The sequence below is a fragment of the Salinispirillum marinum genome, assembly GCF_042650105.1.
Lineage (GTDB): Bacteria > Pseudomonadota > Gammaproteobacteria > Pseudomonadales > Natronospirillaceae > Salinispirillum > Salinispirillum marinum.
In genome coordinates, this window is record NZ_JBHSAL010000005.1 from 177,976 (window position 1) to 201,581 (window position 23,606).

At 53.6% G+C, this 23,606-nt stretch carries 21 protein-coding genes, 1 tRNA gene and 1 riboswitch; of the genes, 6 read left to right on the plus strand and 16 right to left on the minus strand.

The genetic code is table 11. The features are described 5' to 3' along the window. Positions 1-11: 11 nt before the first annotated feature. The 6 genes from ACFOSD_RS14280 to ftsH form a co-directional block, all read right to left on the minus strand. Positions 12-97, minus strand: a tRNA-Leu gene (locus ACFOSD_RS14280). Between the two features lie 20 nt (positions 98-117). After that, positions 118-456: a preprotein translocase subunit SecG gene (secG, locus tag ACFOSD_RS14285; protein ID WP_380697733.1), complete on the minus strand. Its 339-nt coding sequence runs from the start codon at positions 454-456 to the stop codon at positions 118-120. Positions 457-467: 11 nt separating this feature from the next. Further along, entirely contained in the window at positions 468-1,217 is a 750-nt protein-coding gene (gene tpiA / locus ACFOSD_RS14290) for a triose-phosphate isomerase (protein WP_380697735.1), read from the minus strand. A 64-nt stretch (positions 1,218-1,281) separates the two neighbouring features. After that, positions 1,282-2,625, minus strand: coding sequence for a phosphoglucosamine mutase (glmM, locus tag ACFOSD_RS14295; RefSeq protein ID WP_380697737.1), 1,344 nt, complete (start codon positions 2,623-2,625; stop codon positions 1,282-1,284). Positions 2,626-2,655: 30 nt separating this feature from the next. After that, positions 2,656-3,480, minus strand: a complete 825-nt coding sequence (folP, locus tag ACFOSD_RS14300; RefSeq protein WP_380697739.1) for a dihydropteroate synthase — start codon at positions 3,478-3,480, stop codon at positions 2,656-2,658. Positions 3,481-3,566: 86 nt separating this feature from the next. After that, complete coding sequence (gene ftsH, locus ACFOSD_RS14305; RefSeq protein ID WP_380697741.1) at positions 3,567-5,552, minus strand: ATP-dependent zinc metalloprotease FtsH; 1,986 nt, start codon at positions 5,550-5,552, stop codon at positions 3,567-3,569. A gap of 315 nt (positions 5,553-5,867) precedes the next feature. Between ftsH and yhbY the strand changes: the two genes are divergently transcribed. Then, positions 5,868-6,182, plus strand: a complete 315-nt coding sequence (gene yhbY, locus ACFOSD_RS14310; protein WP_380697743.1) for a ribosome assembly RNA-binding protein YhbY — start codon at positions 5,868-5,870, stop codon at positions 6,180-6,182. A gap of 48 nt (positions 6,183-6,230) precedes the next feature. Here the strand turns inward: yhbY and trhO are convergent, their stop codons facing one another. The 4 genes from trhO to trmJ all read right to left on the minus strand — a co-directional run bounded on the left by trhO (position 6,231) and on the right by trmJ (position 9,277). Beyond that, positions 6,231-7,238, minus strand: a complete 1,008-nt coding sequence (gene trhO, locus ACFOSD_RS14315) for an oxygen-dependent tRNA uridine(34) hydroxylase TrhO (protein ID WP_380697745.1) — start codon at positions 7,236-7,238, stop codon at positions 6,231-6,233. A 179-nt stretch (positions 7,239-7,417) separates the two neighbouring features. After that, positions 7,418-7,630, minus strand: a complete 213-nt coding sequence (locus ACFOSD_RS14320; protein WP_380697747.1) for a response regulator transcription factor — start codon at positions 7,628-7,630, stop codon at positions 7,418-7,420. A 113-nt stretch (positions 7,631-7,743) separates the two neighbouring features. Then, positions 7,744-8,538: a serine O-acetyltransferase gene (gene cysE / locus ACFOSD_RS14325; protein WP_380697749.1), complete on the minus strand. Its 795-nt coding sequence runs from the start codon at positions 8,536-8,538 to the stop codon at positions 7,744-7,746. Then, the gene (gene trmJ, locus ACFOSD_RS14330) at positions 8,531-9,277 is read right to left on the minus strand and encodes a tRNA (cytosine(32)/uridine(32)-2'-O)-methyltransferase TrmJ (RefSeq protein WP_380697751.1); all 747 of its coding nucleotides are present in this window, start codon (positions 9,275-9,277) and stop codon (positions 8,531-8,533) included. The genes cysE and trmJ overlap by 8 nt, the downstream gene beginning before the upstream one ends. A gap of 90 nt (positions 9,278-9,367) precedes the next feature. Between trmJ and ACFOSD_RS14335 the strand changes: the two genes are divergently transcribed. Beyond that, positions 9,368-10,141: an inositol monophosphatase family protein gene (locus ACFOSD_RS14335; protein WP_380697753.1), complete on the plus strand. Its 774-nt coding sequence runs from the start codon at positions 9,368-9,370 to the stop codon at positions 10,139-10,141. A 33-nt stretch (positions 10,142-10,174) separates the two neighbouring features. After that, positions 10,175-11,272: a patatin-like phospholipase family protein gene (locus ACFOSD_RS14340; RefSeq protein WP_380697755.1), complete on the plus strand. Its 1,098-nt coding sequence runs from the start codon at positions 10,175-10,177 to the stop codon at positions 11,270-11,272. 158 nt (positions 11,273-11,430) lie between these two features. Here ACFOSD_RS14340 and secF read toward each other — a convergent pair whose 3' ends face one another. The 5 genes from secF to queA all read right to left on the minus strand — a co-directional run bounded on the left by secF (position 11,431) and on the right by queA (position 16,935). Then, positions 11,431-12,390, minus strand: coding sequence for a protein translocase subunit SecF (gene secF / locus ACFOSD_RS14345; RefSeq protein WP_380697757.1), 960 nt, complete (start codon positions 12,388-12,390; stop codon positions 11,431-11,433). Further along, complete coding sequence (gene secD, locus ACFOSD_RS14350; protein WP_380697759.1) at positions 12,378-14,264, minus strand: protein translocase subunit SecD; 1,887 nt, start codon at positions 14,262-14,264, stop codon at positions 12,378-12,380. The genes secF and secD overlap by 13 nt, the downstream gene beginning before the upstream one ends. A 59-nt stretch (positions 14,265-14,323) precedes the next feature. Then, a complete protein-coding gene (yajC, locus tag ACFOSD_RS14355; RefSeq protein WP_449329102.1) occupies positions 14,324-14,680 on the minus strand; it encodes a preprotein translocase subunit YajC in 357 nt (118 codons plus the stop codon). Positions 14,681-14,764: 84 nt separating this feature from the next. Next, a complete protein-coding gene (gene tgt / locus ACFOSD_RS14360; RefSeq protein WP_449329105.1) occupies positions 14,765-15,880 on the minus strand; it encodes a tRNA guanosine(34) transglycosylase Tgt in 1,116 nt (371 codons plus the stop codon). Between the two features lie 14 nt (positions 15,881-15,894). Beyond that, positions 15,895-16,935: a tRNA preQ1(34) S-adenosylmethionine ribosyltransferase-isomerase QueA gene (queA, locus tag ACFOSD_RS14365; protein ID WP_380697763.1), complete on the minus strand. Its 1,041-nt coding sequence runs from the start codon at positions 16,933-16,935 to the stop codon at positions 15,895-15,897. Between the two features lie 209 nt (positions 16,936-17,144). Here queA and ACFOSD_RS14370 point away from each other — a divergent pair, with 209 nt between their 5' ends. Beyond that, positions 17,145-17,600 (plus strand): hypothetical protein, encoded by a 456-nt coding sequence (locus ACFOSD_RS14370; RefSeq protein WP_380697765.1) that lies wholly within the window; start codon positions 17,145-17,147, stop codon positions 17,598-17,600. A gap of 62 nt (positions 17,601-17,662) precedes the next feature. Here ACFOSD_RS14370 and ACFOSD_RS14375 read toward each other — a convergent pair whose 3' ends face one another. Next, positions 17,663-19,561, minus strand: coding sequence for a TonB-dependent receptor domain-containing protein (locus tag ACFOSD_RS14375; RefSeq protein ID WP_380697767.1), 1,899 nt, complete (start codon positions 19,559-19,561; stop codon positions 17,663-17,665). A 136-nt stretch (positions 19,562-19,697) separates the two neighbouring features. Then, positions 19,698-19,833, minus strand: a riboswitch (cobalamin riboswitch). A 267-nt stretch (positions 19,834-20,100) separates the two neighbouring features. On the opposite strand from ACFOSD_RS14375, the gene ACFOSD_RS14380 reads away from it, so the two are divergent. Beyond that, entirely contained in the window at positions 20,101-22,107 is a 2,007-nt protein-coding gene (locus ACFOSD_RS14380) for a DUF1800 family protein (protein WP_380697769.1), read from the plus strand. After that, entirely contained in the window at positions 22,107-23,573 is a 1,467-nt protein-coding gene (locus ACFOSD_RS14385) for a DUF1501 domain-containing protein (protein WP_380697771.1), read from the plus strand. The genes ACFOSD_RS14380 and ACFOSD_RS14385 overlap by 1 nt, the downstream gene beginning before the upstream one ends. Positions 23,574-23,606 lie beyond the last annotated feature (33 nt).

Genomic DNA, 23,606 nt, shown 5'->3' on the forward strand with positions numbered 1-23,606 from the left:
CACACAATAATTGGTGCCGACGACTAGACTCGAACTAGCACGGGCTACGCCCACCACCCCCTCAAGATGGCGTGTCTACCAATTCCACCACGTCGGCACTACGGAAATCGCGGGCGCTTATTCTACGTCAGGAAAATCCAATGTACCAGCACCTTCTTCAGGCGCTGCTGGCGCTTCTTCGATGAACAGGCTGTCATCGATCGTAAATAAACGATCGGCATCTGCCCGATTTTTTGCGACCACGGCCAAGGCCAGACTGGTACCAAAAAACAAGGTAGCCAAAACAGCGGTCGTGCGCGACAAAAAGGTCGCACTGCCTTGGCTGCCAAACACACCCTGTGATGCGCCGCCGCCAAAAGAAGCACCTGCGTCAGCACCTTTACCCCGTTGGATCAGCACGAAGCCAACAACACCAACGGCCAATACTACGTGTACAATCGTCAGAAACGTTTCCATCAATTCACCTATTAGGCTGCTGCGTTGCAGATGCCAACAAATTCTTCCACCAAAAGCGATGCACCGCCTACCAACCCACCGTCGATATCGGGCATTGCAAATAATTCCGCCGCACTGGCGGCCTTCACACTGCCGCCATACAAAATCTGAATCTTTTCGGCCATATTGGCATCTGCCTTGGCCAGAAATTCACGCAATTCTGCGTGCACGTCCTGCGCTTGTTGCGGCGATGCCGTTTTACCGGTACCGATCGCCCAAACAGGCTCATAAGCCACCACAAGTTGACGAAAACCGTCCACCCCAACCACATCCAATACAGCCTGCAGTTGGCGTCGGCACACGTCACCGGTAACACCTGCTTCACGCTGTTCCAACGTCTCACCGATGCACAACATCGGCGTCACTCCGGCGTCCAACGCAGCCTTCACCTTGGCGGCGACTAGGGCGTCGTCTTCACCGAATAACGTACGTCGCTCGGAATGGCCAACTAACACATAGGTGCAACCGAATTCTTTTAACATGCCCAGCGAGGTCTCACCGGTATACGCACCACTGTCTGCCGTGTGCGCATTCTGTCCACCCCAAGCAATCGTTGAGCCTTGCAGTTGTGCTTGCACATCCGCCAAAAACACGGCGGGCGAAAATACGACGACCTGCGCTGCTTTGTTTTGAATGCCGGATTTGAAACCACTCAACAGTTCAGCCACCTGAGCCTTACTGCCGTTCATCTTCCAGTTTGCTGCTACGATTGCCTGACGCATGCGAATACCCTTTTTTAATGCGGCGCGTATGTTAACCATTTTGCCCTAGCGACACAAGTACGCCCTAGGGAAGCTGCATGATTTCAGCCACTTGATCCGCCAGGGCTTGGCACAGCTTGCGCACTTGTGCGGCATCTTCACCTTCAATCATCACCCGCACCACGGGTTCGGTTCCCGAAGGTCGCAACAAGACCCGTCCCGTCTCGCCTAGCTGACTTTCCGTTGCTTTAACTGCTGCGAGAACAGCCGTATCGCTCAACGCCTTAGCCTTATCTTTTACCCGCACATTGATCATTTCTTGCGGAAATTTGCGCATCCCCATGCGCGCTTCTTGCAGGTTCAGCTCCATATCTTGCAACGCCACCAAAACCTGCAACGCCGCAACAATACCGTCGCCCGTGCTGGTTTTATGCGCACATATCAGGTGACCAGAGCTTTCGCCGCCCAGCAACCAGTCGCGCTCCACCATTTGTTCCATAACGTACCGGTCGCCCACATTGGCACGTACTAATTCAATTCCTTTCTTGCGCAGCGCCACCTCTAAGCCCATGTTCGCCATGAGGGTACTCACCACACCGCCGTTTAGCTTGCCCCGGGACTGCAAGTGAGAGGCAATAATGAACAGCAGCTCATCGCCGTCCAAGATCTGTCCGGCATGATCGACCATCAACACCCGATCACCGTCGCCGTCAAACGCAATCCCGAGTTTTGCTCCCTGATCCAACACTTCAGACTGCAAAGCTTGGGGACTGGTAGAGCCACACTTATGGTTGATATTGAAGCCATCGGGCTTGCAACCGATGGCAATAACCTCGGCACCCAACTCACTGAATACCTTGGGCGCGATATCGTAGGTCGCCCCGTTGGCGCAATCCAACACTATTTTCTGGCCTTTCAAATCGAGTCGGCTAGCGGTACTTTTGCAGAATTCCACATAGCGCCCCACCGCATCTGAAATTCGTCTGGCTTTACCCAATTCGGCCGAGGGCGCCGTGGTCATCGGCTTTTCTAATTCCGCCTCAATGGCATTTTCGACCTCGTCTGACAGCTTCCGCCCGTCCGCGCCGAAAAACTTGATGCCATTGTCCTGATGTGGATTGTGTGAGGCGGAAATCACGATACCGGCATCGCACTTGAACGTTTGTGTTAAATACGCAATGGCGGGCGTCGGCATAGGCCCCAACAGCAGCACGTCGACACCGGCGGCCGACAGCCCAGACTCCAAGGCTGACTCAAACATGTAGCCCGAAATCCGCGTATCCTTACCGATGATGATTTTGCTTTTGCCCTGCTGCGCAAACACCTTGCCGGCTGCCCAACCCAACTTGAGCATAAATTCGGCCGTAATAGGGGGCGTACCCACCTCGCCACGAATGCCGTCTGTGCCAAAATAGCGCCGCTTGTTCATCTTGAGTTCCCTTATTCGCCTACTGAACCATTAATTTTTTAATGCACGCCAAACGTTTAAAGCGTCCACTGTTTCATCCACATCATGCACCCGTACCATCTGCACACCGTGCTGCGCAGCCAATAACGCCGCCGCCACACTGGCGGTGCCACGCTGCGCTATCGGCTTGCCGGTAATATCGCCCAACATGGTCTTGCGTGAAACCCCGACCAGCAAAGGAAAACCTAAGGCCAACAATTGAGGCAAGGCACGAAAGAGCGCCACATTATGAGCGAATGATTTACCAAAGCCAAACCCGGGATCCAACACAATGTGCTCACGCTTAACACCAGCACGCAATGCGATGTCTACACGCTTGGCTAAATAACCCGATACCTGCGCCACGACATCATCATACTCCGGGTTCTGCTGCATGGTGCCCGGCTGGCCTTGCATGTGCATGAGGCAAACGGGGACATCCAATGATGCTGCCATAGAAAGGGCACCTTCCCTACTCAAGGCCCGGACATCATTGATCCAGTCGGCCCCCGCCGCCACGGCCGCCGCCATGACGTCCGGTGTACTCGTGTCGACCGATATCCAAACATCCGACTGTTGGCGTATGGCCTCTATCGCCGGTATAACTCGGGATAATTCTTCGTCAACCGAAACGGGTTGCGCGCCTGGTCGCGTGGACTCACCTCCCACATCAATGACATCCACCCCAGCCACCAACATCTCGGTGATGCGCTTTGCCAAGCGTTCTGGTTGAGTATAACGACCACCATCGCTGAATGAGTCCGGCGTGGTGTTTAATACCCCCATCACTCGCGTTTGCTGGAAATCAAGACGACGGGACCCGTGACGCAATGCCATAATTCACTCTCAAATAAAACTGACCGGAAAAACACAAAAGCGGCCCGAAAGCCGCTTATATAGATAACTGATGAGAACGATAGCGGCTAGGAATTCGGCCGCCCTGAATCAGGTGCCTCATGCGACTCATCAGGCGCATCGTCCTGTGAAGCCGCACTCTTAACCTCTCTTTCATGTTCAGCCTCAGCCTCTTCTTCCGCCTCCTTCTTTGCCCGCGCCTCGCGCTCGGCGCGTGCTTGCGCTACGGCTGAAGTATCCCAGTCTGCGGGCTTACGCGGCTTCTTGCCTTCCATGATGTCATCAATCTGACCGGCATCGATGGTTTCATACTCCATCAAGGCGTCTTTCATCATTTCCAGTTTTTCACGGTTGTCCACCAATATCTTCTTCGCCCGCTCATAGCAGCGCGTACAGATGTCTTTGATTTCTTCATCAATGGCCTTGGCGGTTTCACCTGAAAAAGCACCTGAAGACTGGCTGCTACCCAGGTAGTCCTGCCGTTCTTCTTCATACATCAGCGGCCCCATGCGGTCACTTAAACCCCACTTGGTCACCATGTTACGCGCCAACTTGGTGGCTCGCTCGATATCATTAGAAGCGCCGGTCGTCACTTGGTCCATGCCATTGATCAACTCTTCTGCCAATCGCCCGCCATACAACGAACAGATTTGGCTTTCCAAACCTTCACGACTCAGGCTGTAACGATCTTCTTCCGGCAAGAACATGGTCACACCCAGCGCACGACCACGCGGAATAATACTGACTTTGTACACCGGGTCATGGTTGGGCACCAAGCGACCCACAATGGCGTGCCCGGATTCGTGATAGGCGGTGTTGATCTTCTCTTTTTCCGACATCACCATGGACTTGCGCTCGGCACCCATCATGATTTTGTCTTTTGCCCGATCAAATTCTTCCATGGTCACCAAACGCTTGTTGCTGCGCGCCGCGAACAGTGCCGCTTCATTGACCAAGTTGGCTAAGTCAGCGCCGGAAAAACCGGGCGTGCCACGGGCAATGATTTTCGGGTTAACCGCGTCGCCCAAAGGCACTTTGCGCATGTGCACTTTCAGAATCTGTTCACGACCACGGATGTCCGGCAAGCCGACCACCACCTGACGGTCAAAACGGCCTGGACGCATCAAGGCGGGGTCCAATACATCCGGACGGTTAGTCGCCGCAATAATGATGATGCCGTCATTCGCTTCAAAACCGTCCATCTCTACCAGCAACTGGTTCAACGTTTGCTCACGCTCGTCATTACCGCCACCGATGCCGACACCACGGCTGCGACCCACGGCGTCGATCTCGTCAATAAACACGATACAGGGCGCTTGTTTCTTCGCCTGCTCAAACATGTCGCGTACCCGCGACGCACCGACACCGACGAACATTTCAACGAAGTCCGAACCGGAGATAGAAAAGAATGGCACCTTGGCTTCACCGGCAATGGCTTTTGCCAACAGTGTTTTACCGGTACCCGGAGGGCCAACCAACAACACACCACGCGGAATAGTACCGCCCAAGCGCTGGTATTTGCCGGGATCACGCAAGAACTCGACCAACTCGGCCACATCGTCCTTCGCTTCTTCTACACCGGCCACATCGGCAAAGGTGGTCTTTATTTGGTCTTCACTGAGCAACCGCGCTTTGGATTTACCAAAGCTCATCGGGCCACCCTTGCCGCCCGCGCCGCCTTGCATTTGACGCATGAAAAAGAAGAACACCAGAATGATCAGGAGAATCGGGAAGCTGGCCACCAAGAGTTGTGACCAAATACTTTGCTGCTCTGCCTGCCGGGCCTCGACATCAACGCCAGCATCCATCAGCCGCTCGATGAAATCCTGCTGCACAATCAAGTAGGGGCTGGTCGCTTGGAAGGTTGAGCCGTCGCTGCGCACCCCTTCAATTTTGGTGCCTGAAATAGTTACCCGATCAATACGCCCGTTATCCACTTGTGACATAAACTGAGAGTACGTGATTTCTTGGCTCGTCTGCCCAGAAGGAAAGCTATTGAACACCGACAGTAAAACCACTGCGATGACGACCCACAAAATTAAATTCTTAGCCATAGTGTTTAACTCGTACTCCTGATGGGTGCTCTAGACACCCGCTCAAATGAATCCACGATCGAAAGGTGTTCGCTGATTTGCAACATTACACACAACAATGTGGTATGTGGGGCCCTTTTGCCTTTTTACAAGCCCACAGCTTAGCGCCAGCAGCCGTATCTCGGCCAAGCATTTGCGCTAGTTTGACATTGGCATCCACTGTATACGCTTTAACAACCACAATAAGACCATTGGCGCTCGGAATTGGCAGCGATTGCCGGTAAACTGGGCGATTATTTCATTTACCACTGCAATTCACCATAGGCATACACTTCCATGGCTTTATCGAACGACCAAAAAAAGCGCTTTCGCGGCATCGGCCATGCGCTCAAACCCATTGTCACCATCGGTTCAAACGGCATTACGGAAACCGTCCTGGAGGAATTGCGCCGCGCTTTGCACGATCACGAACTCATCAAGGTAAAATTGGCCGCTGGCGAGCGCGATGATCGACAAGCCATCGTCGATTACTTGATCGCGCAGACACAGTGTGAAGAAGTCACCCGCATCGGTAAAATAACTTTGCTCTATAAGGCCAATAAACAAGCCAACCCGAAACTGTCAAACATTGCCCGGCATAAATTGGTTTAACGCACCTAATCAGGCTGAACAAAAGCCCCGCTGCCGCGGGGCTAACACCTAACTTAACGCAGAACCGTCAACTTGCCGAGCTGCCGCTCTGGCAGCCTTTGCCGCCTTACGTTCTGCCGCCGCGCGCACCGCATCGGCGCCTAAGTGAGCCTCGCCTCGCGCCTTCGCCAACTGCAACTGTTTCTCTCGTTCTTCGTAACGCCGCCGCTGCTCCGGAGTATGCTTGTCATAGCAATGCGGACATTCTACCCCACGCACAAAATGCGGACTAGCGCGGTCATCGGCCGATAAGGGCGCGCGGCATCCAGCGCATAATTGGTAGTCACCGGGTAACAGCGCGTGGTTCACGGTCACCCGATTATCAAACACAAAACACTCGCCTTGCCAAAGCGACTCCCGCTCCGGCACCTCTTCCAAATACTTTAGAATGCCGCCCTGTAAATGGTACACCTCGTCAAATCCCTGCTCTTTTAAATACGCCGTACTCTTCTCACAGCGAATACCGCCGGTACAAAACATGGCGACTTTCTTGTGTTTCAGAGGGTCCAGATGGGTTTTTACGTAGTCAGGGAACTCACGGAAGCTTTCGGTTTTAGGATTGATCGCCCCTTTAAATGTACCGATACCGACCTCGTAATCATTCCGGGTGTCAATGAGCAAGACTTCAGGATCCGAAATCAACGCGTTCCATTCTTTCGGCTGCACGTAGGTTCCGACCACACGCTGGGGATCAATACCCTCAACGCCCAGAGTTACGATCTCTTTCTTCAATTTAACTTTGGTGCGGTAGAACGGCTGGTTGTCGGACAGTGATTCTTTGTAATCAATCCCCTGAAACGCCGGGCGCTCGGCAAACCAACCTTGCAGTGCGTCAATGGCTGCACGCGAACCGGCTACGGTGCCATTGATGCCTTCCGTGGCCAGCAACAGGGTTCCACGAATACCGTTCGCCTCCATAAAATCCAGCAACGGCTGACGATACTGTGTGTGTTCGATTAGTGTTACAAATTTATACAATGCGCAGACCACGATCTGCGGCTTATCTTGCTCGGCCATATCATACATTCCTCTAGCGAACCGGAGCGTAAGTCCGGAGCTACAAACTGTCGGTAAAAGCGGGGGCGGTATAGTAACTGACCCAAGGCACATAAAAAAGGTCGCCCGAAGACGACCATATAGTGTCACGGGTCGCCTCGTGATGTCTTGAAAGTCACAGATCGTATAACTCGATGTTGCTATTGCAGAGTTTTCAACCGGAGAGCGGATGTCCGCTGGACCAGTTTAGCCATAAGCTCAAACCGATTACTGACGCCATAACGCCTGTACAGTTGGCGACAGTGGTACTTCACGGTATGGGAGGAAATGTCCAACATCTGTGCGATGTCGTCGTTGGCGTAACCGCCTTGCAGAGCAATAAGGACCTGCTCTTGTCGAGGTGAGAGTTGCATTGTTTTGCTTCCTTGTGTCCAATTTAACAGGTTGTGATGGCGCACCACTCATCACTGATCCTTCGGTACGCCAAGCTCAACGTCGTCATGTTAGTATGAAATGCGACGTATGACTACAACTTAGGGGAATTATCCGGACAGGCTTTCTGAGCTTCCGCGACCACTTCAAAGTCGTGATCATCCAACTCTGGTATCTCTTGATTTTTAAAGCTTTTATCCAAACGCTGCAACGTGCCGCACATACCATTCATGCGCTCGTCCACGGCGTGCATGTGGTCTAATAAGGCTCTTATGGCCTGCGCAATAGGGTCGGGCATATCGGAAACCCCGTACGCATCAAAGCCTATTTTTTCGGCGATGGCTTGTCGTTTGTGCTCTGGGTCAATTGCATGGCTCGGACCCTTGATTACCCGACCGGGCACACCCACCACGGTGGCTCCGGCAGGTACAGCTTTGGTCACCACGGAATTCGACCCGATACGTGCATTGGCTCCGACCGTAAAAGGCCCCAGTACTTTTGCGCCTGCACCCACCACCACGCCATCTTCCAGCGTCGGGTGACGCTTGCCTTTCTGCCAAGACGTGCCACCCAAGGTGACCCCCTGATAAATGGTCACATCGTCACCGATCTCTGCCGTCTCACCAATTACAATACCCATACCATGATCAATGAAGAATCGCCGCCCGATGGTTGCACCCGGATGAATCTCAATGCCAGTGACCCAACGGGCAAAGGTCGAGAGAAACCGCGCCAGCCACTTGAATTTCAGTTGCCATAGTTTGTGCGCCAAACGATGGAACATCACCGCATGCAGGCCCGGATAGGTGGTCAGAACTTCAAAGGTATTGCGCGCTGCTGGATCGCGGTCGAATACACTGGCAATGTCTTCCCGCACGGTCTTAAACATGGTCGCCTCGTTTCAGGGTTTTTTGCGTTTGACTGACAATGCCCCGCAAAATATTCAATTCGGTGGGCTCTGGCTGACCGCGCATATAAAAGCGGCGCAACTTCAACATGAGCTGACGTAGGTTATTGGGGTCGGCAAAGTCAATATCAACCAACATTGCTTGCAGGTGCAGAAAAAAACCTTCGAGATCCTCCGCTTTAGCCCTCGGCCGCGCCTCTACCTCTAACGCCTCGACAGCCATGGTCGCCATGCGCAATTCGTACGCAATCACCTGCACCGCCGCCGCAATATTGAGTGAGCTGTAATCCGGATTGGCGGGAATGTGCACATGATAGTGACAGCGCGCCAACTCCTCATTCGTGAGGCCGCTGCGCTCTCGACCGAAGAGAATTGCGACATCGTCGTCGGCATCCACACTGGCCAAGGTTTGCGGCAGCTCGCGCGGGGTCAACATGGGCCACGGCAAAGCGCGATCACGGGCGCTGGTACCGACCACCAACGAGCAACCCGCTAAGGCATCGTCCAAGGTGTTAACCACGTGCATTTGTTGCAACACGTCATCCGCCCCGGAGGCGCGTGCTAACGCTTCTTCTGTCAACGGGTCCTGCTGCGGATTTACCGCCACCAACCGTGTTAGCCCCATCGTTTTCATGGCCCGAGCCGCCGCGCCTAAATTGGCGGACAGTGAGGTTTCCACCATCACCATTCGTACGCGTGACCAATGAGACGAACTGAGCAAAGTTACTCTCCCTTAGCGTTGGTTTTCTGTTAGAATTCGCGGTTCTGTGCTTTTTAACATTCTCAATTATACAGGGGCTGAACAGCTACCATGCATCCTACTCTTAATATTGCATTAAGAGCAGCCCATGCTGCTTCTGAAAAACTGGTTTACACACGTGAACACTGGGCTACTCTAACCGAAGAAGCGGGCAGCGTCGATGCCACGCTGCAAGGCCTGCACGTAGGGGCTGCCAAGCGCGCTTTTACGGTATTGCACAACGCCCACCCCACCCATACCGTGACCTGCCAGCAAACGGGAACCTTTGAGGTTCGTGACGCTGAGCCTGATATTCATTGGGATGTGGACGTTCTGCTTGGCCAAACCAATTACACCCGAGGTCTACCAGGCTGCGGCGTATTGATTACGCAATGGCACAAAAAACGTATGGAACACGCGTGTTTAGTGTTCCCGTTTTTGAATTTGGAAATCATGGTATCGCGTGGCCGTGGCTTGCAAGTCAATGGCCGTCGAGTGCGTACCCAACAAGTCGACCGCTTGGCGCGCGCTTTTTTTGGTGGCGACATGCGGCAACCGGAAACCTTCGTGCAATTGTCTGCTGCCTGTGCGGAAACACGCATCAGCGGCTGTGCTTTGTTGGATATCGCGGATATGGCAGCGGGCAAGCTCGACGTGGTGGTGCTTAATGGACTCTCGGCGTTGGAGATGGCGACGGCACAATTGCTGGCGACCGAAGCGGGCGCAGTAACCGGAAACTTATCCGGCGCACCCTTGACCGGTAACCATGGCCACTTAGTCAGCGCGAACCCCCGGCTATTTAAAGCCACCGTTCAAGCCCTGCGCGAGAACGCCCAACAGGCGTAAGCCCAACAGGCATTCATCACAGGAGCCGAACGGATGCATGCACTGCAAATTGTTGCTGGTCAACGCGCCTATCAGCGTATTCGCGAGCGTGGCTTGCGAGCGACTGATGTACGCGCCGTTTTAGGGGCCTCTGGCGGCCCTAAATGGTTTGTTTTAAGCCATTTAGACCGTGAGTTGGCGCGCAGCTTCCTACCGCAGAATACGCGCAACATTCAATTGGTTGGATCTTCCATTGGTGCTTGGCGCATGGCATGTCATGCGGCCGCCGACCCGGTGGGGGCGCTAAAACGACTGGAAGAGGCGTATCTGCAGCAGCGCTTTGCCAAGGGCGCATCACCACAACACGTATCCGCCCAGTGTGAAGCCATGCTGCTTGAGGTGTTGGGTGATGAGTACAGCATGCAAGCCAATCGGCCGCTGAACATCATCACGGCGCGCTGCAAAGGCGCCACCGCTGACGAACGTCGCTTACGTCAAGCGCTGGCGTTCGCCTGGGTAGCCACCGGCAATTTGGCCTCCCGCAAGACCCTGCGCTGGCACTTCGACCGACACATTGTACAAAGTGAACCCGGCACGCTGCCCGTTGATCATTTCAGTGACTTCCACACCACCGTCAGCAAGTTAACGCACAGTAATGTGCTACCGGCGCTGATGGCATCGGGTGCCATCCCGTTGGCTTTAGCCGGTGTGGAAAATATTCCCGGTTGTTCGGCCGGCGTGTACCGCGATGGCGGCATGGTGGACTACCATTTCGACCTGCCCTTCAACACGCCCGATGGTGTGGTGCTCTATCCCCACTTTGCCCCGATGTTAAAACCGGGCTGGTTCGATAAGTCGTTGCATTGGCGCAAAGTGAATGAACAGCACTATCAAGATGTTGTGTTGATTACGCCATCGCCTGAGTTCATTGAGAAATTGCCACACGGTAAGCTACCGGATCGAAGGGATTTTCAACGGATGACGGATCAAGATCGAATGGCCTATTGGCGTAAAGCGGTTTCATCCGGTGAACGCTTGGCCGAAGAATTCCATGACTGGGTGGCCCGTGGGGCAACCGGCTCCATTGTCATGCCCTTTAAGCCGGAGCACTATGCACGCCTTGGCACATCGATACAAAAGAAAGCCAGCTAAATAAAAAGGGGCCAGCCAAAAGGGATTTTAAAGCCCCTTAGGCGAAAAGCTGGCGCGGCAAAAAAGTTCGAGAACGCGCAGTTTACTTCAGTAATCGAGCAGTTTGAGAACTTTTTTAACAACGCCCCAGATTGAGAAAGAGGGTCTTTAAAACCCTTTTACTCTTTTAGCCAATCCGGCACATCCTCTTCCGTCTCGACCTCTTTCTTTTCGGGTCGCATCATATCGGCTTTCGACAAATTCATCTGCGCCAGCACGGCGGCTGAGATATACACCGATGAATACGTACCCACCACAATACCAATCAACAACGCCAAGCTGAACATGCGAATCAGCTCACCGCCAAAGACCAGTAAGGCAACCAGTACCAAAGCCGTCGTACCCGATGTCACCATGGTTCGCCCAAGGGTTTGAGTCAAGGACAGGTCCACAATGTACAGCGTATCATCGCGCCGGACACTGCGGAAATTCTCCCGAATCCGATCCGCCACCACGATACTGTCGTTCAATGAATAACCGACCACCGCCAGAACCGCAGCCAGTACCGTCAGGTCAAAATTCAACTGAAAGAACGAAAACACACCGACCACAATGATCACGTCGTGAATCAACGCCACCACCGCGCCCACCGCGAACTTATATTGAAAGCGTAACGCGACATAGACCATCACCACAGCCAGGGCAAGAATCATCCCCAAGCCACCTTTGTCACGAAGCTCTTCACCAACCGCGGGTCCGACAAACTCACTGCGGCGCAAGGACACATCGCTGCTGGTTTCAGCCTGCATCAAGGCCAGAATTTGATCACCCAACTGCGGGTTATCGTCCACACGCAACCGAATCATCACTTCGCGTTCAGTGCCAAAATATTGCACACGAGCTTCTTCAAAACCTTCGCGGGCCAGCACCTCACGGACCTGGTTCAAATCTGCCGGTTCACTGTAGCCCAACTCCACCAAGGTACCACCGGTAAAGTCCAGACCAAAATTCAGCCCTTGGACAACCAAGGAACCGACGGAAGCCAGCATCAACAGCCCGGAAAACGCCAAGGCCAACATGCGCTTGGACATGAAAGGAATGACTTTCATGGCATTATTTTTCTCGGCTACTTCTGCCATGACCAGACCTCCCAAATAGGTACCGATTTCAATGTACGGCCACCGTAGAACAAATTGACCAAACTGCGTGTTACCACAATAGCGGTGAACATAGACGTTAGAATGCCTACCGACAGGGTGACGGCAAATCCTTTAACCGCGCCGGTACCGACCGCAAATAAAATAACGGCAACAATCAACGTGGTCAGGTTCGCATCAAAAATGGTGGTAAAGGCACGATCAAAGCCTGCCGAGATGGCCGACTGCGGCGACTCACCATTGTTCAGCTCTTCACGTATCCGCGAGAAAATCAGTACGTTGGCATCCACCGCCATACCGATGGTCAGTACAATACCGGCAATACCGGGCAAGGTCAGAGTTGCACCCAATAACGACATAATGGCCACAATCAAGACCACGTTGACGCTGAGCGCGAGATTCGCCAATAAACCAAAGGTGCGATACCACAGCACCATGAACACCACGACGCCCAGCAAACCGATAATAACGGATGTGACACCCAAGCGTATGTTGTCGGCGCCCAAGCTCGGCCCAATGGTACGTTCTTCAACGAAGTACATAGGTGCGGCCAATGCCCCGGCGCGCAGCAACAGCGCGAGCTCGGCAGCCTCAGCAGGGGACCGCATGCCGGTAATACGGAACGATGGCCCAAAAGCACTTTGAATGGTGGCCAAGCTGATTACGCTACGCTCTTCGACATTTTCATACTCAGCTATCCGCTCTCCGTTAACGGTGCGGTAACTGGTCACAGTTTTGTATTCGATGAACAGGGCACCCATGCGCTGGCCCACGTTGTTACGCGTCACCCGCATCATATTCGTACCACCGGAGCTGTTTAAGCTCACCGATACTTGCGGCAATCCGTTTTCGTCGTAGTCGGCACGCGCGTTGGTCACGTTGGTACCCGTTACAATCACATCGGTGCTCAAATCCGCAAAGGGTGCACCACCGGCGTTGTCACGCGTCGGGAAGCGCTGCACTTCTAATGGCGAAGCACCGGGCCGAGCTTCAAGACGGAACTCCAGCTCTGCCGCCGTGCCCAGTACCCGTTTTGCGGTCGCCGTGTCTTGCACGCCCGGCAACTCTACGACAATGCGATCACGCCCTTGGCGCTGCACCAAAGGCTCGGCAACACCCAACTCATTGACACGGCTGCTCAGCGTGGTGAGGTTTTGCTCAATGGCATAGTCTTCGAATTCAATAATCCGCGCATCCGACAGGGTCATACGCAGCTGGAACAACGCACCACTGGTGCTGGTACTGCGCTCGAATTCGGGAAAATTCTGCCGAATGTAATTTTCTCCGGCGGTGCGATCTTCGGTGGTACGGAAGCTGGCCACCACAGCCCTATCACCGTCAACATTGACGGCGGCATAACGGATGTTTTCGTCACGGAACTGGCGACGCAACGCGGCTTCATAATCGTCCAAGCGGTCGGCGATATAGGTTGGCATATCGACTTCCATTAGGAAGTGTACGCCGCCGCTCAAGTCAAGCCCCAAACTGAGGGGGCGGGCGCCCATGGCTTTAAGCCAGCCCGGCGTTGTATCCGCACGGTTGAGGGCGGCAATGTAGTCATCGCCCAACGCTTGCTGAACTAAGGACCGAGCCACTAATTGATCTTCGGCATTGGCTAAACGGATCAATAAACCCGTGCTGTCGTTGCGCTCGGCTAGGCGCACGGGAATTTGCGCATCCTCAAGGGTTCTCAATGCACGCTCTTCTACACTCGTAGTAACGGCGGCATTGGCGGATGACGCGGTGATTTGTACGGCATAATCGGCGCGGTACAGATTAGGCAAACTGTAGAGTATCCCCAACGCCACCACGACGGCGACGAGGCAATATTTCCAGAGTGGGTATCGGTTGAGCATCGGACGATCCTATGAAAAAACAAGGCCCGGGATATCCGGGCCACGTATGAGGCGGGGGCTTAAAGTTGCTTTAAGGTGCCTTTAACCAAGGTCGCAGCGACCGCACTGCGTTGGAATTTCAATTCAACGCCTTCGGCTACTTCAGCCACCACAAAGTCGTCGCTGACTTTGGTGATCTTACCGGCCAAGCCGCCCACGGTAACAATTTCGTCGCCTTTGCTCAGGCTTTCCATCAACGCTTTATGCTCTTTTTGCTTCTTCGCTTGCGGACGCCACAGCAAAAAGTAAAAAATCAGTACAAACAGACCCAGCATAATAAAAGAAGGGATTGGGCTGGGTGAACCTGCCGCTGCGGCCATGGCGGTGCCCGGTACTGCTAAGGCCAACATCGCTACCACTGTCAATAACGTTTTCATGCATATACTCCTAATGATTAAGTCTTGCCCTGCAATTCACCTGTATTTGGGCAAATCGCGGAAATTAAACCCTACCTAGGGCAATTACCCCAAAGTAGGCGGTATCTGGCCCCGTTTAGCGTAGAACTCAGAGACAAAGGCCGACAAAGTACCCGATTCAATTGCCTGACGCAAACCCGCCATCAAGCGTTGGTAGTAGCGCAGGTTGTGAATCGTATTCAACTGCGCGCCAAGCATTTCTTTGCATTTATCCAAATGATGCAGATAACTGCGCGAAAAATTCTTACAGGTGTAGCAGTCGCACTCCGGGTCCAACGGCCCGGTGTCGTGCCGATGCACGGCGTTGCGAATTTTCACCACACCTTCAGTGGTGAATAAATGGCCGTTGCGAGCGTTGCGCGTGGGCATAACGCAGTCAAACATATCCACGCCGCGCAGCACTGACTCGACCAAGTCTTCCGGTGTACCCACACCCATCAAGTATCTTGGCTTATCAGCGGGCATCTCATGCGTAATGCCATCCAACACATGCATCATTTCATCTTTCGGTTCACCCACTGACAAGCCACCAATGGCATACCCATCAAAGCCAATCCCGGTCAGCCCGGCCAGCGACCGTTGGCGTAACTCGGTGTACATACCGCCCTGAATAATGCCAAATAAGGCGGCGGGGTTATCGCCATGCGCATCTTTGCTGCGTTGGGCCCAGCGCAGTGACAACTCCATCGACTTGCGTGCTTCATCCTGCGTCGCCGGATAGGGCGTGCACTCATCAAAAATCATCACAATGTCGGAGCCCAGTTCACGCTGCACTTGCATGGCCTTTTCCGGCGTCAATTCTACCCGAGCACCGTCCACGGGTGACTTAAACACCACACCTTTTTCGCTGATTTTGCGCATCTCACCCAAACTGAACACCTGAAAGCCACCGCTATCGGTCAGAATAGGTCCTTGCCAGCCGTTAAAGTCGTGTAGATCGCCATGTTCCTGAATGACGGCCGTTCCCGGCCGCAGCATCAAATGGAACGTATTACCAAGAATGATCTGGGCGCCGGTTTCCACGATATCACGCGGCAGCATCCCCTTGACCGTGCCATAGGTGCCAACCGGCATAAAACATGGGGTTTCAACTTGACCACGCGGAAAATCCAAGGTGCCGCGTCGTGCTTTGCCGTCGGTTTTGTGCAGAGTGAAATTCATAAAGCATTCGCGGCTCACGGCGTAATCTCCTGCGTGCGGGTGATGAACATGGCATCCCCGTAACTGAAAAATCGGTAACGTTCGGCAATGGCAGCGGCATAGGCTGCCATGATGTGTTCTTTACCGGCCAAGGCGCTGACCAACATCAATAGCGTCGATTGCGGCAAATGGAAATTGGTGATCAAGGCATCCACCACCTGATATTGATAACCAGGGTAGATAAAGATACTGGAATCGCCTTGAAACGGTTGTATTTCGCCCGATTGCGCTGCACTTTCCAAGCTGCGCACACAGGTGGTGCCCACCGCCACCACACGACCTCCACGCGCTTTACACGCCCGCACCGCCGCCACCGTGTCTGCCCCGACCTCAATATATTCGGCGTGCATCACATGGTCTTCGACCTTATCTACCTTAACCGGTTGGAAAGTCCCCGCCCCGACATGCAAGGTCACAAAGGTTTGTTCAATGCCCTTGTCACGCAATGCTTGCAATAACGGCTCATCAAAATGCAAACCCGCTGTGGGTGCTGCAACGGCACCTTCCACTTGCGCATAAACCGTCTGGTAGCGTTCCCGGTCGGACTGTTGATCTTCCCGGTCAATGTATGGCGGCAAAGGGATATGGCCTTGTTGGTGCAAGACAGACAGCCAATTTAATCCCGGCGCCAAGCACAGCTCAAACAAGGCTTCACGCCGCCCTGTTACCTGTACTTCTCCGCCCTGCTCCAACAACAATGCCGAGCCAGGTTTGGGCGAACGACTGGAACGAACATGCGCCAACGCCGATCGGTCGTCTATCATGCGCTCAATGAGTATCTCAACCTTACCGCCGCTGACCTTCTGACCAAACAGACGAGCAGGAATCACACGGGTATTGTTCAGCACCAACAAATCACCCGGTTGGAGGATATCCAATACCTCACGGAATTGTCCGTGCTTCATGGCACCGGTCGTACCGTCGAGCTGCAACAATCGGCTGCCAGTCCGTTCTGGGGTGGGAAAACGTGCTATGAGTTCATTGGGCAAATCAAAATCAAAATCCGCAACGCGCATGCCTAGGCTACCGGCTGTTTTAGGGGCCGCCTAGTTTACCCATTGCGCGCACGCAATGCATCTTTCATCCGCTTGTCATGCTGTTCACGTATCAAGTGCGATGTGCCACAATTGTCGCACCAACGAGCAATTCCCCATTGCGCCATGACGCGCCATAGGGTCTACTCATTACGCACTTGCGAACAACCAAGCAATACAGGAATCACTCGATGAAGAAATTATTAATCGCCATGCTCGCTCTGAGCCTCACCGCGGCAGCCCACGCGCAGGTCAATATTCGCACCAATCAAGCCTCTACCGGCGTGATGGTTGGTTCTTATGGTGGCGGAATCGGTGGTATTTTCAGCTATACCGCCCCGATTCAAGCCGATGGCCTGCGCCGCAGTGGTTTAGGCTTGCTCTTGGATGGTGAATTAGGCGGTGGCGTTAGCGACAGCAACTTCACCATGGCAGCGGACATCGGCCTCAACCTAGCCTTCTTTTTAAACAGCTCGAACTACCTCTATGGCGGCCTCGGCTTGGGCGCGCAAATTTTGCCCGGCTCCGACTTTGGTGTATCCGGCGAGATCGGCTATCGCTTTAACGTCAACCGCACTGTGTTGTTCGTTGAAGGCGGTCAGCACCCGGGCAGTAGTTCTTATTTGGGTGTTGGGATGCGGTTCTAAGGCCACAAACCCTAGCTCGACCAAGCACACCTTATCTGAGGCTTGGTCGAGCTGTTCAGCGACTAAAACCGATAATCTAACCGTATCAAACCATTCCGTCCGTCACCCGGAAAGTAGGCGCCCCAACTGGCGGCTGACAAAAAGTAGGCTTGATCCAGTACGTTGTTCACTCTGGCCATCACACTAAGGTCGGCAGCCACAGGCAATTGATAATTCACACTGGCATCCACCAACGCATAGCCGTCCAGCGGCGCACTGGCATTGGCGTTGTCGCCCGAGAGAAATTGCTCACCACGATAGCGAACATCGGTTACCAACGACAATCCACTGATGGGGCGAACACCGAACTGCGCGGCAGCAAACCACTCTGGCACTCCCGGAATCGTTTTGCCGTCGTTAGCGCCCTCAGAAAATGTCGCTCTAACGTAATCCGCACTCAACCTTGTCCACAAAGCATGCGTCCATTCTTCTTGCCAGTGCGCATGCGCACCGATACGCGTCGACGCCGCTCCGTTGACATTCGCTCCTGAGAAACTGCCCGGACCATTGGCCGTTGAGTCAAAGAATATTTCGTCTTCTAACGTTAAATGAAAGACCTGAATTTCAAGGTCACGGTAGGCAGTGCGCCACGCCAAAGCGGCTTCTATGGACTGCCCCGTTTGTGGCTTGAGGCCAAGAACACTGACATCGGTATAGGCCTGCTCATCCACTTTTGCGAAGCGAAAATTTTGCGCCCAATCCACACTCGCCAGAAACTCACCACGCTGCCACTCTGCACCCAGCGCCAACGCCACCGCTTCTTGCGATAAGGACTCACCAGTCGGGTACATCGCGGAGTCCGTCAGCTCTTCATCCGTAAGCGCATAACGCGCCCCACCTGAAATGGTGATCGAAGGTGTTACCGCTACGCTAGTATCTATGTAACCCGCATATTGCCACTGTTCCATGGTTCTATCATTAAAGCTGTATTCCAGATCTGCTCGAATCAGATCCGCGCCGAACGTGGCATTTACGAATGAAAAAGCACTGGGCTGCCAACGGACACGCGGATTAGCACCCAGAGTTTGCCGGGAGAATTCGCTGTCAGAGGAGAAAATGAAGGCCTCATACTGATTATCACGATAAAAAACATCGAGTTCGGTTGATAGTGCCGCACTGCTCGACCACGTCGTATTCAAACGGTGCGACCAGGTTCTATTCTGTTGCCATTCATCCGGCGTCGTCGCTTGCGACGGGTCATCATCTACCTGCGCTAATGACAACGCACCCGCATAGCGAACCGTACTGTCCGTATACTCGCTGCGCCAACGCAGCGTTGCCGCATCGGATTTCCATGCTAGCTCGGAGAAAGCCATCAAGTTCTCACGTCCACTGTTGTCTCGAAAACCGGTGTATTGATCGTACTCTGCGCCCACCGACACATCTACGTCAGAAGCAATCTGCAATGGCACTTGTACAGAGCCACTCAATTGCCCGTCTTCCCGCAGCCAGGTCGATAAACGGATGGTATCCGGTGATGTCGTAATGATATTGATGGCACCCGCGACCGCTTGATCACCGTAAATCACACCGCCGCTGGAACGTATAACCTCTATTCGTTCAACATTCTGCAAGGACAACCCCGACAAATGTATGGCGGATGTATCGTTTTGATTGATTTTTTGGCCATCCACCATCACCAACAGATTACTACTGCCAGGAGCCACGCCACGCATACCGAATTGTACTTCACCACCGGTACTGGCGCTGTACAACGCGCCGCTACCCGCCAAAGCCGATTCAACAGAGGTATAACCTTGCTGGCGCAAACGCTCACCGTCGAGCACCGTTACACCGGTTGGCGCGCTTTCCCAAACAACAGGAAAGCGTGTGGCGGTGACCACCAGCGGGTTTAAAGTTGAAACATCTTGCGCAAGAACAGCTGAGCACAGCAGCCCTGAAGAGAGAACTAAATAACGCATGAAAGATTCCTTGAACTCAAGAATACGAGTTAAAGGCAGGCACGAGAGAAAGCAGGCAGAACACAGAACAGGTTCCGCATAGAATTTCACTCACCAACGATAGCCCACCGCTTCGTGGCAAATACCTGAAATGTTCGGTCTCCGGGCTGAGAGGCAGAGTGCATCAACACTCACCAGATATAACCTTCCCACATTAACATGCAGTGGCCTGTACTATATCTGTATCCTCAATTACCGTTGCGGGGGCAGCACCAGACTTTCACTGGTTTCCCTTGGGCTGTTCCAATGTCGTTGTAAAACGTCGATTGCAACTCGCCCTAACAATCAGGCATTGACATAGGCGGGGAGTATAGCGGCAGGACTAGGACATGAACAGCGGGAATTCTGGCCAAAATCCTTGACGCGACAAAGATATGGCGTAGCTTTCGAAAAATTACGTCAAAATATCATCTTTTTTTATGTTTTCATTCTAAAAACGTAACATTCTTAGCCCTGCATTGCTTCTATAATGAATCCATATTGTTTCTAAGGGTAAGGACATGACTTGGCGTTGGTATCAACTTTTGGCCTCAGGCTGCTGCGCGCTGGCGATGGGCTGTATGCCGGAAAAGCCCACTAAAGTGACGGACACAAGTTATCCGGATTTAGCACCGGCCTCCCAGAGTCTCAATGGGGCAGAGCTTGCCGCCACCCAGCCTGCCTTGACTGGCCTCGAAGCCATATCGGATACGCTGTGGGATGAACATGCCGTCAAACGTGTACTGCAGGTGTTCGCTTTTGGTGGCGGGCACACCAGCGACGCCCAAATCCGCACATGGGCCAACATGTCCCCAAAAGCCGCTATTGCCGAAATCTTGTACGCTGGCGAACATCATCCTCTGCTATCGCCTATTGAAGACCACCGCCACATTGGACCTACCGGAACCCTGCAGGGAATGAGCGATTATTGGGGTGGAAATCACCCAGCCAACCCATTGCGCAATGTGCAAACGCGTTATCGACTGGAAGGCAATGATGCTTGGGGCTCGCCGACTCGCCTCTGGATCCAAGCCACCCAAGCACGTGGCTTAAATCCCGTACGCCAAAAACTGGGTCTTTATTTAACGAACTACCATATGGCGGTCAGCCGCAATGCCAACGTGAACAACTGGCAAACGGTACAGTACTACGACGATTTAATGAATGCCGTAGCCGCCGGAAAAACCTTCGATGAACTGATCACGATCGCAGCCAGCAGTGCCGCCGTAGCGGTACAGTACAATCACCAATGGAATGGTGCCTGGCAAGACGGCCAAGGCGTCTGGCACTTTTGGGGTAACGAAAACTTTGCGCGCGAATACTTCCAACTGTATTTCGGTATCTTAACCAGCGGCCCGAATCCACAAACGCCGGATAACTTCACGTCTGAATACCATGAGACGACCAGCATCAAAAATATGGCTCGGCTATTAACCGGCATGCGCACAAACGGTGCTTGGAATGAACCTGCCAGCAGGACACTATCTTTCAACCAAGATAGCCACCACACTGCGGATTTGGAAATTCTTGGACACACCATCTCCGGCCAGACAGCCAGCGAAAAACTCCATCAGCTGGGCCCTCTCGCTATCCAACATCCGCAGAGTCTGCGCAATCTGCCCATCATGATTGTGCAATGGCTAGCCGACGACGAAATTCTCAACAAGGATGATGCCCAAGATCGTATTCGTACTTATTGGGCGTCACTGGTTAATCAAGATAAGCATGATCTCATCACCTTTTTGCGTGGCTACGCCATCAGCACCGACTTCCACTCACCCGAGCGAATCAAATACTTTAATGTGTTCGACCGCACCCTCAGCGTCGCCAACAGCATTGTACTCACCAACGACGATATCTGGACGGCGCCCAATGGCTACCGCCTGTATGACTTGGACTGGGAATTTTGGAATCACGGCTTCCAAGTCTTTGAACCGCACCACAATGTCTTTGGTGGACAAACGGGATTGGATGCCTACAAAAACAGCGACTATTTCATGCGCATTTTCAATTTCGTGGTGGAAAACAGTTGGCGCTGGGCGCGTGCCGAATACGAAGTGAACGGTAGCCGCGTATGGTACAAAGACTGGCGGCCAGTCCTGCCCGAACCCGCCAGCAACGCAGGTTACACCACCGAGCAACTGGGCGAATGGCTGTGGCAACGCTTCATTGGTGATGGTTTAAAACATTTCGGCACGTTGGAACGTGCTCACGTGTATGCCCTACTGGCCAGCAACCAGCACCGTGATCTGCATTGGTATCTGCGCCGCGAATACCCCAACTTACCGGGCAAAAGCGACACCGGCATCGCATGGGAGACGGTGATCACCGACAACGACCTGGACTCCGGTGGCTACTTGCACGACGCCTATGTAACCTTGGCAGAGCACCGCATTCCATTGTTGCCCAGCAGCACGTCACCCAATGCAACGGAGCAAGACCAACTGGTGGACATGGCACAGCGCGTCGGCAATGCCATTAATTTCATCGTGTCCACTCCCTATATGTTCTATCAGGAGGGTCGCTGATGAACCGCCGCGATTTTTTAAAAACCAGCTTCTCCTCGGCATTGGGTAGTCGGCTGGCACTGGGCAGTTTGGGGGCTACCAGCGCACTGCTTTCCTCTAGGGCGTTCGCTACCCCATTGGCACAACGCAGCGTGGTTCAACTCACACTGGACGGTGGCCCCGATTTTCGGCACCTGTTTGTTCCCCATCCCGACAACACAGCGTACGAAACCGCGTTTTGGCAACACAATCACCGCGCGCATATTGCCCGTGGTGATGCAGACCCGAACGGCAATTACAGCACTTTACGCGCACGCTATAGCGACGTTGAGGTAGACGGCCAATTATTTCGCGTATTCAGTGAAGCCGGGTGGCTGATCGATCAACTCTCCAGCAATACCGGCGTTGGCGTGGCAGTCATCTGCAACGTTGTCGGCTCCGCTTCACGTGACCATGTGCATTCGCTGCTAGCGATGGATTACGGTCGGCATGATGCCCTAGCCGATGAATATGGCCGTTCCGGTTGGGGTGGACGCTTGGCCGATGCGTTGAATGGTCGGGTGATTTCACTCACGCGAACGCCGCGCAACCTATGCTACATGCCGGAAAGTACCGGCTCGAATGAACGCTCTCCCACCGACAACCCGTTGACCATTCTAGATGCCCGGACAGCAGGTTTGTTTGATCACCGCAGCATTGCGATTGGTGAAGATGAACTGACCTGGATACCTGCTGGCGAGAGCAAGCACGAATTCCATTGGAATGCCCACATGTCGCGCGCCATGAGCAGTTATTATCAGGGCCTCGGCCAGCGCGCAACGGTGAATCATCGCATAGAACGCGTCATCGACCATGAACGGACATTACGCCGGGTAGGTGAAGACCTGGCCGATGCACTGAATGGTCAAGCCGTATTGGAAACCCCTGCGGACACATGGCTCAATAACGGCGACTTTGCCCGCCAAATGCGCACCTTGCATGACATGTTGAATTACGGCAGCACGGCGCTGGACTTGCGCGTAGCGTCCATTGACATGGGCGGCTGGGACAGTCACGACGGCCAAAAAGCCATGATTGAAAAGAACTTCATCGACCTGTTTGGCCACAACAAAGGCCTGCATACCCTGTTTGATCAACTAGACAGCACCGCCAAGCAGAACACGTTATTGGTCATCAATGGCGAATTCGGGCGGCAAATCAAAAGCAATTTTGATTTCGGCACCGACCATGGTCGAGGCAATACCATGCTGGTGATTGGTCAAGGCGTCCGCACCGGGGTTTATGGCGAGATGTTCCCGAGCGATGAAATTGAACGTATGGCCACCGAACCCAGCCCTGAAATCATCGGTCGAACCACCATAGAGCATCTGCACAAGGCCATCGCCGATTGGGCCACCCAAAGCAATTCGGGGCTCAATGTGGTGAACCGGTCACTGGATGGGTTGGCACTGGAATCCGACCTTGGGCTGGATCAACTCTTTTTGTAACTCATATTTGTGCACTGCATCACTTTCTTGACG